This is a genomic window from Brevibacterium sp. K72 (assembly GCF_050562175.1).
Lineage (GTDB): Bacteria > Actinomycetota > Actinomycetes > Actinomycetales > Brevibacteriaceae > Brevibacterium > Brevibacterium casei.
The window spans coordinates 1,557,688-1,569,859 of sequence record NZ_CP191582.1 but is presented as its reverse complement, the minus strand read 5'-3'; the positions used below and the strand labels follow the sequence as shown (position 1 = coordinate 1,569,859).

The 12,172-nt window shown below is 69.3% G+C and carries 10 protein-coding genes; 6 read left to right on the top strand and 4 right to left on the bottom strand.

Annotated features, from left to right (window positions below; genetic code table 11):
* Positions 1-150: 150 nt before the first annotated feature.
* From ACQ1RG_RS06925 to ACQ1RG_RS06915, 3 genes are read left to right on the top strand one after another with little or no spacing between them, the layout of a single operon-like run.
* Positions 151-1,287, top strand: coding sequence for a Bug family tripartite tricarboxylate transporter substrate binding protein (locus tag ACQ1RG_RS06925; protein WP_009380267.1), 1,137 nt, complete (start codon positions 151-153; stop codon positions 1,285-1,287).
* Positions 1,284-1,961: a tripartite tricarboxylate transporter TctB family protein gene (locus ACQ1RG_RS06920; RefSeq protein WP_009380269.1), complete on the top strand. Its 678-nt coding sequence runs from the start codon at positions 1,284-1,286 to the stop codon at positions 1,959-1,961. Before ACQ1RG_RS06925 ends, ACQ1RG_RS06920 begins: the two co-directional genes overlap by 4 nt.
* 1 nt (position 1,962) lies before the next feature.
* The gene (locus tag ACQ1RG_RS06915) at positions 1,963-3,492 is read left to right on the top strand and encodes a tripartite tricarboxylate transporter permease (RefSeq protein ID WP_009380271.1); all 1,530 of its coding nucleotides are present in this window, start codon (positions 1,963-1,965) and stop codon (positions 3,490-3,492) included.
* 84 nt (positions 3,493-3,576) lie between these two features.
* Here the strand turns inward: ACQ1RG_RS06915 and ACQ1RG_RS06910 are convergent, their stop codons facing one another.
* Complete coding sequence (locus ACQ1RG_RS06910; RefSeq protein ID WP_040342310.1) at positions 3,577-5,130, bottom strand: MFS transporter; 1,554 nt, start codon at positions 5,128-5,130, stop codon at positions 3,577-3,579.
* Between the two features lie 100 nt (positions 5,131-5,230).
* Here ACQ1RG_RS06910 and ACQ1RG_RS06905 point away from each other — a divergent pair, with 100 nt between their 5' ends.
* Both ACQ1RG_RS06905 and ACQ1RG_RS06900 read left to right on the top strand, forming a co-directional pair.
* Positions 5,231-5,752: a TetR/AcrR family transcriptional regulator gene (locus ACQ1RG_RS06905; RefSeq protein WP_009380274.1), complete on the top strand. Its 522-nt coding sequence runs from the start codon at positions 5,231-5,233 to the stop codon at positions 5,750-5,752.
* A gap of 1,010 nt (positions 5,753-6,762) precedes the next feature.
* A complete protein-coding gene (locus ACQ1RG_RS06900; RefSeq protein ID WP_236586905.1) occupies positions 6,763-7,302 on the top strand; it encodes a hypothetical protein in 540 nt (179 codons plus the stop codon).
* A gap of 155 nt (positions 7,303-7,457) precedes the next feature.
* Here the strand turns inward: ACQ1RG_RS06900 and ACQ1RG_RS06895 are convergent, their stop codons facing one another.
* On the bottom strand, positions 7,458-9,278 hold the full coding sequence (locus tag ACQ1RG_RS06895; RefSeq protein WP_040342314.1) for a flavin-containing monooxygenase: 1,821 nt from the start codon (positions 9,276-9,278) through the stop codon (positions 7,458-7,460).
* Between the two features lie 183 nt (positions 9,279-9,461).
* Here ACQ1RG_RS06895 and ACQ1RG_RS06890 point away from each other — a divergent pair, with 183 nt between their 5' ends.
* The gene (locus tag ACQ1RG_RS06890; protein WP_430600768.1) at positions 9,462-10,649 is read left to right on the top strand and encodes a GAF domain-containing protein; all 1,188 of its coding nucleotides are present in this window, start codon (positions 9,462-9,464) and stop codon (positions 10,647-10,649) included.
* On the opposite strand, the gene ACQ1RG_RS06885 is transcribed toward ACQ1RG_RS06890, so the two are convergent.
* The gene (locus ACQ1RG_RS06885; RefSeq protein ID WP_009380282.1) at positions 10,625-11,113 is read right to left on the bottom strand and encodes a VOC family protein; all 489 of its coding nucleotides are present in this window, start codon (positions 11,111-11,113) and stop codon (positions 10,625-10,627) included. The two genes, ACQ1RG_RS06890 and ACQ1RG_RS06885, sit on opposite strands and share 25 nt — an antisense overlap.
* A gap of 79 nt (positions 11,114-11,192) precedes the next feature.
* Positions 11,193-12,068: a helix-turn-helix domain-containing protein gene (locus tag ACQ1RG_RS06880; protein ID WP_009380283.1), complete on the bottom strand. Its 876-nt coding sequence runs from the start codon at positions 12,066-12,068 to the stop codon at positions 11,193-11,195.
* Positions 12,069-12,172 lie beyond the last annotated feature (104 nt).

Sequence of the window (12,172 nt, the reverse complement as noted above, 5' to 3'; positions counted from 1 at the left end):
GCAGAAGGCGCAGAACGCGCGAAACGAGATCAATGCGCTCAAACAGGCACCGTGACCTGGGCCACAATAGAATCGGTCGCACATATGTCGGTGAGGCCGAGCGCCGCCGCCGGCACACATACACGTCTTCGATGATGAAGAAGGGACCCGATGATGCAGTCCTCCGGCGACGCGAGTCCGCCCGGCAGCCCCGATCCCGGCGGCACCGGCGCTGGCGACACCGACCCCTCCCCCAACACCGCAAACCCCAACACCGCAAACCCCAACGCCGCAAACTCCGGCAACAGGAACTCCGGCGTCTCCCGGCGCATGTTCGGACGGGTCGCCTACGGCGTCCTCGCGGTGGCCGCGATCGGCACGGCGACGGGATACTCGATCCGGTCCGCCTCGGCGAAGGGAGATCTCTCCTCCAACCTCACGCTCATCGCCCCGGCCGGCGCCGGCGGCGGCTGGGACGGATTCGCCCGCGAGACGCAGCAGGCGATGCGGGCGACCCGCACGGCGAACAACGCGCAGGTCGTCAACATCCCCGGCGCGGGCGGGACCATCGGTCTCGGCAAGTTCTCGACGATGCACGGACGCGCGGACACGATCCTCGCCACAGGCACCGCGATGGTCGGCGGAATCGCCCTCAACGACTCCCCCGTCGGCTTCGACGACACGACGCTGCTCGCCCGCGTCGCCGAGGACTACGACGTCCTCATCGCCGCCGCCGACTCCCCGTATGACACCCTCGAGGACGTCATGACCGCATGGCAGGAGGACCCCGAAGGCTTCGTGTGGACAGGCGGGTCGGCCGGTTCGGTCGACCATCTCACGATCGCCCAGCTCGCGCAGCTCGGCGGGATCCCCGGTTCGTCGATCACCTACATCCCCAAGTCCGGCGGCGGCGAGTCAATCCAGACCCTGCTCTCGGGCACCACCGACTTCGCCTCGACCGGGTTCAACGAGGTCTCCGACCAGATCGAGGCCGGGCGCGTCAAGGCGATCGGCATCGCCGCCCCCGAACGCCTGGCCGGCTTCGAGGACATCCCGACGATGAGCGAGCAGGGCTTCGAGGTCACCCTGACGAACTGGCGCGGCTGGCTCGGCGCCCCCGGCATCACCGCCGACGAGACCGCGGAGCTCGTCGGCATGCTCGAGGCGACCCGCAACAGCGCCGAATGGAAGGACGCCCTGACACGCAACCAGTGGACGGACGTGTGGCTGACTGGTCAGGCGTTCGCCGACTTCATCGTCGAAGACACCAAGCGCATCGAAGCGCTCCTTGAGGAGTTGGGACTGTGAGCACGACAACGGACACACCCGCACGGACCCGGACGGGCCACCTCGGCGAGGGGACCTGGTGGCACGGCCGCTCGGGTCTGCTCGTCCCGCTCATCCTCGGTGCGTTCTCGACGTACCTGCTCATCGGGATCCTCACGATGGAGGTCGCCGAGGACTCCGATCCGCCCGGCCCGCAGTTCTTCCCGATGATCATCATGGTCCTCGGGTACGTGATCACGGTCCTCCTCGTCCTCGCGATCATCCGCAATCCCGAACCCGTCGACGCCGACACGGCCGCCCCCGCCGAGGCGAGGGAGGAGAAGGCGTTCTCCACCCCGGTGACCTCGGCGGTCGCCGCCTCCCGGCTGTCCCCGCACGAGGAGGACGAGCCGAGTGCGGATCGTCGAGCCCTCGCCGAGGCGCGCGCTGAGGATGCCAGGCACCGGACCCATTCCGATTTCACCTCCCTGGCCTGGGCGATCGGCGGCTTCGCCGCGTTCGCCGGGATCCTCGAGTTCGCCGGGTGGATCATCGCCGCCGCCCTCCTCTTCTGGTGCGTGGCCCGCGCGATGGGATCGAGGCGCCCGCTCTTCGACCTCACGCTCGCGCTGACGTTCTCCTCTCTCGTCTACCTCGCCTTCGCGGTCCTCCTCGGACTCAATCTGCCCTCGGGTCTGCTCGGAGGGGGGTTCTGACATGGATGCTCTCTCCTCCCTCATGGAAGGGTTCACCCACGCGCTCACCCCGATGAACCTGCTCTGGGTGCTCGTCGGCTGCTTCCTCGGCACCGCTGTCGGTGTGCTCCCAGGTCTCGGCTCGTCGATGGCTGTGGCGCTGCTCCTGCCGATGACCTTCGCCCTCGACCCGACGGGCGCGTTCATCATGTTCGCCGGCGTCTACTTCGGCGGGCTCTTCGGCGATTCGACGATGGCGATCCTCATGAACACCCCGGGGCAGGCCTCGGCGATCGCCTCGACGTTCGAGGGCCACAAGATGGCCAGGGCCGGCAGAGCCCCGCAGGCGCTCGCGACAGCGGCGATCGGGGCGTTCATCGGCGGGTTCGTCTCGTGCTTCCTCGTCGTCTTCATCGGGCCCCTGCTCGCGGACCTCTCAGCGAACTTCGGTCCCGCCGAGTTCTTGGCGCTCGCACTCTTCGCCTTCGTCGCGACCTCCTCGGTCGTCGCCGACTCCGTGCTCAAGGGGCTCATGGCGCTCCTCCTCGGCATCGGGATCTCGGTCATCGGCATCGACTCGGTCTCGGGCACGGAGCGGTTCACGTTCGGGGTGCCCGAGCTCTTCGACGGCGTCTCGCTCGTCACGGTCACCGTCGGCATGCTCGCCCTCGGCGAGGTCTTCTACATCGCCTCCCGGATCCGGCGGAAGGCCGCCGACAACACGATCAACGCCTCGGGCCGGCCGTTCCTCTCGGGACGCGAATTCAAGGAGGCGCTGCCGGCGTGGCTGCGCGGCACGGCGATCGGCCTGCCCTTCGGCGTCGTCCCCGTCGGCGGTGCCGACGTGCCGACCTTCATGGCCTACGGGCTCGAACGCAAGCTCGACTCCCGCCGGGCGGACCCGCAGTTCGGCAAGGGCGCGATCCGCGGCCTCGCCGCCCCGGAGGCTGCCGGCAGTGCGACGACGGGCATCGCGATGGGGGCGCTCTTCGCGCTCGGTCTGCCGATCTCGGCGACCGCGGCGATCATGCTCGCCGCATTCCGCCAGTACGGTCTGCAGCCGGGGCCGCTGCTCTTCGACCGGGCCCCGGAACTCGTGTGGGCCCTCATCGCGAGCTTCTTCATCGCGATGATCGTCCTCCTCATCATCAACCTGCCCTTCGCCCCACTGTGGGCGAAGCTGCTCAAGATCCCCGAGCCCTACCTCTACGGCGGCATCGCGGTCTTCTGCGGGCTCGGCATCTATGCGACCTCGGCGTCGACGTTCGAGCTCTTCGTCCTCCTCGGGATCGCGATCATCAGCTTCGTCCTCAAACGCTACGGCGTCCCGCTAGCACCGCTGATGATCGGCATGGTGCTCGGCCCGCTCGCCGAGACGAACCTCCGGGATGCGCTGCTCGCCTCGGGCAACGACCTCTCGGTGCTCATCTCCTCGCCGATCGCCGTCGTCCTCTACCTCATCCTCATCGCCGCCCTCATCTACACGGGCACCGGCCGGGTCCTCGCCCGCCGGCGGCAGCGGGCACGGGCCGAGGCCCTCGCCGCTCGCTGACCGCGGGGATGTGAGGCACCGAAGCGCCGAGGTGGGGCGGACGATCGTGTCCGCCCCACCTCGGCGCTTCTCATCGCGGGAGCGTCAGTGCGCGGACACGGGCTCCCGCACCTCAGCGGCCTCAGTCTGCGGTCCGCGGCCGGCGCCCTTGAGGCCGAAGGCCGTGAGGACGGCGGCGGTGAGGACGACGACGGTCGCACCCCCGGCCGCCCACTGCACGCCGAGGTCGAAGGCGCGCACAACGGTATCGGCGAGCTCATCGCCGAGGCGGCCGCCGATCTCACCGGCGCGCTCGAGCGCGGATCCGAGCGTCTCGAACGCCGGATCCTCGGCCCTCTCGCCGAGGTGGGAGGCGAGCTGGCGGCCGAAGACCATCGTCGTCAGGCCGCCGAGGACGGCCGTGCCCATGACCGAGCCGAACTCGTAGGCGGTCTCGGAGATCGCCGAGGCGGCTCCGGCCTTGTCCGCCGGTACCGCGGAGAGGATGAGGTCGTTGGTGATCACCTCGGCGGTGCCGATGCCGGCGCCGAGGACGATGAAGGAGATGATCATGCCGGGCACGCTCGGCTCCGGGGTGAAGGCGACGAAGCCGAGGCCGGTCGCGTTGAGGGCGAGCGCGGCGGGGACGACGATGCGCGGCTGGATCCGGGCGACGAGCGGGACGGCGAGGTAGCCGGCCGCGATCGACATGATCAGTCCGGGGACCAGGGCGAGCGCGGCCTCGACCGGGGAGAGGCCGAGGACGAGCTGGAGGACCTGCGTGCCGAAGTAGAGGAACCCGGCCAGCCCCATGAGGCTGAGCAGGTTCGCCGTCACCGCCGAGGTGAACACGGCGTTGGCGAACAGCCGGACGTCGAGCATCGGGTTGGCGGACGCCAGCTGCCGGCGGACGAAGAGGAACCCTGCGATGAGCGAGACGATGACCGCTGCGACGAGGAGCCAGTCGAGGCCCTCGGACATCCCGTGCTTGATGGCGAAGACGAGCGGGGTGAGCGTGAGCATCGAGAGCACGATCGAGAGAGGATCGATGGGGCCGGGATTCGGGTCGCGCGATTCCGGCAGGAGGAGGAGCGCGGCCGGGATGAAAAGCGCGATGAGGGGGAGGTTGATGAAGAAGATCGAGCTCCAGTGGAAGTGCTCGAGGAGGATGCCGCCGACGACGGGGCCGAGCGCGGCACCGCCGCCGAAGAGCGCGGCCCACGTCGCGATCGCGATCCGCCGGTCCCTGGCGTCGAGGAAGATGTTGCGGATGAGCGAGAGCGTCGAGGGCATGAGCGTGGCGCCGAAGACGCCGAGGAGGGCGCGGGCGACGATGAGCATCTCCGGGGTCGTCGAAAACGCCGCGAGCAGGGACGCGGCCCCGAAGCCGATGGCACCGATGACGAGGAGTAGCCGGCGCCCGAAGCGGTCGCCGATGCTGCCCATCGCGACGAGGAGTCCGGCGAGCATGAGCGCGTAGATGTCGACGATCCACAGCAGCTGGGTGCCTGTGGGGTGGAGGCCGGTGCTGATCGCCGGCAGGGCGAAGCCGAGCACCGTGTTGTCGATCGAGATGAGGAGGACAGGGATCATCAGCACAGCCAGGCCGAGCCATTCACGCCGGCCGGCGCGCACAGGTGGAGTCTGCGTTGTGAACATGCCTCTACTGTACCGTCTAGACGGTACAGTTCCAAGGTCTGGGGCGACGGTGAGGCCGGACTCACAGTCGGTGCGCAGGATCTCGGTTAGGCTCGTGTCCATGGCACGGAATTCCGCCGATACGAGGGAGAAGCTCCTCGACGCCTTCGACAGGCTGCTCGAACAGCACGGCACTGCCGGGGCGACGCTCGACGCCGTCGCCGCCGAGGCGGGAGTGTCCAAGGGCGGCCTGCTCTACCACTTCGGGTCGAAGGCGAAGCTCATGCAGGGCAGCCTCGACCGCCTGCGCCGCCTTGTCGACGCCGACATCGCGGCGATGCGATCCTCCGAACTCGGCCCCCACATCTACTACCTCGAGACCTCGGCGGAGATGGGGACGCCACTCGACCTCAGCCTCATCGCCGCGACCCGCCTCGCCCAGGAGCACGACGAGGCGCGGGTGGCGCTGCGGGAGACGCGCGAGCAGTGGTTCGCCGTCCTCAACGACCACCTCGGCGACCCGCACCTGGCGATGACGATCCAGCTCATCGGCGACGGAATGTACCTCAACCAGAACTTCGGGCTCTCGGAGTCCGAGGCGCTCGTCCACGTCAAGGACGTCCTGGCCCGCCTCGGGCTGTAGGGCGCCCCACTCCGGCGACTTGTGGACCCGGAGTGTCGATTCTGGGCGCGCAGATCGACACTGAGCGTCCTCGACTCGCGGCTCAACGCCTGCCTGCCGTGTGGACGAATGCCGCCTCCGCCCCCGTACCTCGCGCCACGCCCAGCCTCTGCGCCCGGCCCAATGCGCTCCGCCCTCACCCCAAAGGGTGCCAGCGAGTGTCACGGTGCAGTGCCGCGAGGGTACTCAGGGCCCCTGAGGTTGCCGACAAGCACCGCCACCCGCGACTCATGGACGCTCAGTGTCGATCTGCGCGCCCAGAATCGACACTGAGCGTCCTCGACTCCGCTGTCCAGGACGCCGACTCGTGTGCGCCAGGCTGGGGATACCGGCGGATGGAGGCCGGCACACGCAGCCCTTCGGGCCTCTCGTGCGCTGAGGCGTTCTCACCTCTCGCTCGAGCTGCTTCGCGTCATGCACGGAAACGATCTCCCCGGAATGCCGTGCGCGACGCGCTGTGCACGCGCTTGGCCACTCGTGCGCGCAAGGACTGTGGACGCCCGGGCGCCTTCCACAGGTGAGATGGCCGACCTTTCGTCCACCCCACGGCGTGGGAGACCATCGTCGTCATGTTCTTCGGCGGCGAACACATCGGTGAATGGGAGTTTCGTGAGGCGCCTCGGCTCTTCAGAACCGGGGATGCCACACAGATGGGCATCAGTCGGCACTCGCTGTTCCACACGGCGAAGTACCCCGCGGTCGTCAGAGGAGTCAGACAAGATCCGGCGTCGCTGGTCATGCGGCCGATGCCGGTCTGGGCGGATGACACGTGGGCATCAACGGCTCAGTACCTCAGAGCAGTGGTGTTGACGTTTCCCTGCGTGGCGGCAGGGCATGTGACAGCGGCCCGACTCTACGGGTGGCCGCTTCCCACGAACCAACGGCTCCTACCCCTCCACGTCGTCGCCAGCGATCTGAACGTGCGAGTGCGATCCAGAGACGTCCGGTTCCTGCGATCACAGCTGTTCGCCGTGCATCAGTACTTCGATCTGCCGCTGCTCCGTCCTGCGGAGGCCTTCACCTCGCTGGGGCGGGACCTGTCCGTCGAGGACCTGGTGCGGATCGGCGATGCCGCAGTGGGCAACTGGCATGGGCCACCCCAGATCGACCTCGACAGACTGCGCGCCTACGTCTCCGAGACGCGAGGAATCCGCTCCCGTCGCCACCTGCTCGATGCTCTCGCGCTCGTCCGCCCCACGGTCGACTCGCCGCGGGAGACCGACCTGCGACTGTGGGCGCGCTCGGTCGGTCTGCCCGAACCCACGGTCCATCCGCGCATCTTCTGCCCGAGCATCGACCGCGTCGTCGAACCCGATCTCGGCTACGAGAACGAGAAGCTCGCGCTCGAATACGACGGCGACCACCACCGGACGTCGAAGGACCAGTGGAACAGGGACATCACCCGCGACGAGGCGATGCGCCTCGACGGGTGGACGGTCTTCAGAGTCACCGGCCGCACGGACTACCGACAGCTCGAGGCCAAGATCCGACGCCACCTCGGCCTGAGCTGAACAGTGCAGGCACGAGCCGAGGACGCTGAGTGTCGATCTGCGACTCGCGAATCGACACCCAGCGTCCTCAGCTCCGCCCCCCCAAGGGCGAAAGCCCCAGAGGCGAAAGCCCCGAGGGCGACCACCCCACCCCAGAGCGGTCGCCCCACGACCCCTCACCCGAGGTGGTGGACCTCCTGCAGCCGGTAGACGGGGGTGTCTATCCCCTCGAACCGGGCCTTGAGCTGGAGAGCCAGGTAGAGCGAGTAGTGCCGCGACTGGTGGAGGTTGCCGCCCTGGAACCAGAGGTTCTCCTGCTGAGTGGGCTTCCACATGTTGCGCTGTTCGCCCTCCCACGGACCGGGGTCCTTCGTCGTGTCCGAGCCCAGTCCCCAGCACTTGCCGACCCGATCGGCGGTCTCCTGATCGACGAGGTCGGCGACCCAGCCGTTCATCGACCCGTACCCGGTGGCGTAGACGACGAGGTCGGCGGGCAGTTCCGTGCCGTCGTCGAGCACCACGGCATCCTCGCTCAGATGATCGACCTGCCCCTTGGCGAGGCGCACCTTGCCGTCGGCGACGAGTTCGGCGGCACCGACGTCGATGTAGTAGCCCGAGCCTCGGCGCAGGTACTTGAGGAACAGCCCGGACCCGTCGTCACCGAAGTCGAGGTCGAACCCGGCCTCCTCCATCCGCCGATAGAAGTCGGCGTCACGCTCCTTCATCTGCTCGTAGAGGGGGATCTGGAACTCGTGCATGATCCGGTAGGGCAGGGACGCGAAGATGAGGTCGGCCTTCTCCGTCGTCACTCCGGCGGCGACCGCCTCCTCCGAGTAGAGCGCGCCGAGGCCGATCTCCATGAGCGAATCGCTCTTGACGATGTGGGTGCTCGAGCGCTGGACCATCGTCACGTCGGCGCCGTTCTCGTAGAGGGCCCCGCAGATGTCGAACGCGGAGTTGTTGCTGCCGATGACGACGACCCGCTTCCCCGCGTACGCGTCCGGGCCAGGGTGCTGCGAGGAGTGCTGCTGCTCGCCGCGGAAGACCTCGCTGCCGGGGAAGCTCGGGATGTTCGGCTTGCCCGACATGCCCGTGGCCATGACGAGGTGCGTGGGAGTGAGCGTGATCGTCTCTCCTCCGCGCTCGACCACCACCGTCCACTGCCCGCTCCCCTCGTCATAGCTCGCCGAGGTGGCCGTCGTCGACGACCAGTACGGGATCTCCATCACCCGGGTGTAGAACTCCAACCAGTCCGCGATCTTGTCCTTGGGTGCGAACACCGGCCAGTTGTCGGGGAACTTGAGATAGGGCAGGTGGTCGTACCAGACGGGGTCGTGCAGGCACAGCGACTTGTACCGTGACCGCCACTGGTCCCCCGGCCGCTCCCAGCGGTCGATGACGAGCGCCGGCACCCCGAGCTGCCGCAGTCGGGCCCCGAGCGCGATCCCGCCCTGTCCCCCGCCGACGACGAGCACGTACGGGTGGGCCGTCTCGCCCCACGCGGCATCCTCCTCGGCGCGCTTCTCCGACCAGCTCTTCCGCTGCGGATCGACCCCGTGCTCGGCGCCCTTGACCCGGCGGATGCCGCGCGGCTCCTCGTGACCGGTGAGCTCCTGGAGCGAGGTGAGCAAGGTCCACGCTTTCGTCCCGTCCTCGTCGATGAGGCGGACGAGTCCCTTGCCCCGCCCCACCGAGGTGGTGAAGGTGAACCAGGCCGTCGTCACTCCGTCGGCGGTCTCCGCGGGTTCGGCGAGCGCGAAGTCGCTCGGATCGACGCGGTCGAGGGTCTCCTGGAGGAGGTCACGGATCCCGTCGTGGTTCTCCGTGGTCGTGAGGTTCCACGAGAAGGACACGAGGTCCCTCCAGAAGCTGGTGGCGGCGAAGAGCCCCATCGCTGCCTCGATGTCCCGGCTGCCGAGGGTCGAGGCGAAGTCGTTCAGCCATCCGGTGGCGATGTCGTCGGCCGTGAGCTGGGGACGGTCCACTGTCATTGTCATGATGCACTCCTCGTCGTTGAGCGGTGTGCGATCACGCTATGCTCCGGGGTCCGCCGTCGAAAGGGTTGCACTCGGTTGCATCACCGCCGTCCGAGCCCCGGCTCCATGCACGCGCCGAGGCGGTGCGCCGACCGCCACCCCGACTCCACGGCTACTCCGATCCCGAGGCCCTATACTCGTGGCATGCCTCAGCCGGACCTGGCGCATCTTGCCAGGGATCTGACCAGGATCCACGATGCCGTGGTCACCGGCGGTCCGCCGCCGTCGCCGCCGCGGGACATCGTTGCGCGCTCGTGGCAGCGGATGCTCCGCCTCGGCCTCGACCCCGGCGGGGGCAATCGTCGGGTCCACTCCGCCGAGGCCGACGTCGAGTCCCGCAGGCACCGGTCGAAGTTGCGCCTCATCGTCGACGAACTCAGGTCGGTCCTCCTCCGCACCCCCGCCTCGGCGGGCTTCATCCTCGTCGTCACCGACGCCGACGGCGTCATCCTCTGGCGCGACGGCGCCTCCCGGGCCAAGCGGCAGGCGGACGGACTCGGCTTCGTCGAGGGCGCCCACTGGTCGGAATCGGTGTTCGGGACGAACGCGATCGGCACCGCGTTGGCCGAGGAGGCCCCGGTCCAGCTCTTCTCCGCCGAGCACTTCGAGACCTCCCAGCACCCCTGGTACTGCAGCGCCGTACCCATCCACGACCCGAGCGACGGGCAGCTGCTCGGAGTCGTCGACATCAGCGGCCCCGCCCTCACCCTCCATCCGACGGTGCAGTCCCTGGTCACCACGGCCGTCCGGCTCGCCGAGGCACGGCTCCTCCTCGGTCATCAGGAGCGCCTGGGCGGTCTGCGCGACCGGTATTCGCCGATGCTCAGCGCCAGCAGGGAGCCGGCGCTCATCGTCGACGACGACGGCTGGGTCGCCTACCGGCAGGGTGTGACGACCCGGGAGCGGATCGAGGCGCCGATTCCCGAACGGACCGTGCTCATCCCCGGTGCCGGACTCTGCCTGCCCGAGCGGGTGACCGGCGGCTGGGTGCTGCGTCCTGCCGGAGACCGGCAGACCTCGGTGACCCTGCGACTCGAGACCGATCCCGCGGTCCTCGACGTCGCCTCCTCAGCGGATCCGCTCGTCGTCCCCCTCACCCCGCGACGCGCGCAGATCCTCGCCGCGATCACCTCGGCGGGGCAGGCGGGCGTGAGCGCCTCGGCGCTGAGCACCCTCCTCTACGGGGATGCCGACCACGTCGTCACCGTCCGTGCCGAGGTCTCGCGTCTGCGCCGCTCGATCGGCGCCCTCATCGCCACCCGCCCCTACCGGTGGGCCGAGGGTGTGAACGCCCGGATCGAGGGTGCTCAGCCGCGGCCGGCGCCCCGGTAGGTGCCGAAGTTCCACAGCACGCCCTCGGGGTCCGTGACGCTGAAGTCCCGGGACCCGTAGTCCTTCTCGCTCGGACCGCTGACCACAGTGGCCCCGGCGGCGACGGCCCGATCGAAGAGCGCATCGACGTCGTCGACGGCGATGTAGACCGAGCCGCTGGCGATGCCGACGTCGGACATCACGCTCCCGTCGTCGCGGGCGGACCCGAGCATGATCCCTCCCCCGCCCGGCCACGTGAGTTCGGCGTGGTCGACGAGACCGGGATCCTCGGGGTTCGTGTATTCGGCGGTGACCTCGAAGCCGAATGCCGAGCGGAGGAAGGCGATCGCCGCCTTCGCGTCCCGGTAGCGGAAAGCCGGCCAGATGTTCGCCTCTCCCCTCGCCGAGGCGGCCGTGGGGTTCGCATCGGTCGTGCGGTTCTCATCGGTCGTCGTCGGGTCGGTCGTGGGGTTGTTCGTCGTCATGGTTCGTCCTCTCATCGCGGGTGGATGGCTCCAGCCTCGCGCACCGTGCCCGCCGACGTCTTGGACGAATGGGAACCGGTCAGCGTGCGGCGAGTTCGGCGCTGGATCCGCGCGCGGCCACAGGGTCCGAGCGCAGCCACGCGGTCGGGGAGGTCCCCGCGAAGGCGGCGAAGTCCCGGTCGAGATGGGACTGGTCGGCATAGCCACAGGCGGCGGCCACCTCGGCGAGGGTCGGGGACGCACCATTGCCCGCACCGTCCGCACGGCCTGCACTCTCGTCCCGGCCGGTGCTCCCAGCGCTGCCGGCGATCATCCGCCTAGCCCGGTCGAACCGGATGACACGGGCGGCCTCCTTCGGGCCGATGCCGAGCTCGGCACGGAAGCGGGCGCTGAGGTGCCGGCGGCTCCACCCGACCTCCTCGGCGAGGGTGCCGACCGGGACCCGACCCCGGCTGCGGACGATCTGCGCCCAGGCCCGGCCGACCTCGGGGCGCGGGGAGGCATCGTCGCTGAGCACGCGCAGGAGCACGGCGTCGATCGCCGCAAATCGCTCCGCCCAGGTGGCGGCGGCGTTGACGCGGTCGTGAAGTTCGGCGGCGAGCGGGCGGGAGACGGCGTCGAGGCCGACGGTCCGGTGGGTGAGCTCGGCGGCAGTGAGGGCGAAGAGGGCGCGCGGGGCGAACGGGGAGACGTTGATCTGGATCCCCGCCATCGTCCCGTTGTGACGGATGCGGGTCGGGCGCAGGTGGAGGCCCGCGAGGAGGACGTCGAAGCGTCCCGCATCGACCTGGCGCAGCGGCTCGCCGATCGTGACGATGAACGTCAGCGCCCCCGACGGCAGACCGAGGTGCGTCCCCGCGGGGACGCCGCTGATGTCGTAGCCGACATAGTCGCCGAGGTAGGGGCGCAGCCGCGGATGCGGAGCGCGGATCCGGTCGTCGTCCGGTGCGGACATGGGGGCAGTCTAACCCGCTCGCGGCGCGGGGTCACTGGGCGCCGACGAGCGCGGAGGTCACCGGCAGGGATGCAGGTCAGCGTGTCGCTCGGTCACTGATCCGG

Coding starts and splice junctions, on each gene's coding strand:
- ACQ1RG_RS06910 (WP_040342310.1), bottom strand. CDS start 5,130: ATGTTCACAACGCAGACTCCACCTGTGCGCGCCGGCCGGCGTGAATGG.
- ACQ1RG_RS06895 (WP_040342314.1), bottom strand. CDS start 9,278: ATGACAATGACAGTGGACCGTCCCCAGCTCACGGCCGACGACATCGCC.
- ACQ1RG_RS06915 (WP_009380271.1), top strand. CDS start 1,963: ATGGATGCTCTCTCCTCCCTCATGGAAGGGTTCACCCACGCGCTCACC.
- ACQ1RG_RS06925 (WP_009380267.1), top strand. CDS start 151: ATGATGCAGTCCTCCGGCGACGCGAGTCCGCCCGGCAGCCCCGATCCC.
- ACQ1RG_RS06880 (WP_009380283.1), bottom strand. CDS start 12,068: ATGTCCGCACCGGACGACGACCGGATCCGCGCTCCGCATCCGCGGCTG.
- ACQ1RG_RS06905 (WP_009380274.1), top strand. CDS start 5,231: ATGGCACGGAATTCCGCCGATACGAGGGAGAAGCTCCTCGACGCCTTC.
- ACQ1RG_RS06890 (WP_430600768.1), top strand. CDS start 9,462: ATGCCTCAGCCGGACCTGGCGCATCTTGCCAGGGATCTGACCAGGATC.
- ACQ1RG_RS06885 (WP_009380282.1), bottom strand. CDS start 11,113: ATGACGACGAACAACCCCACGACCGACCCGACGACGACCGATGAGAAC.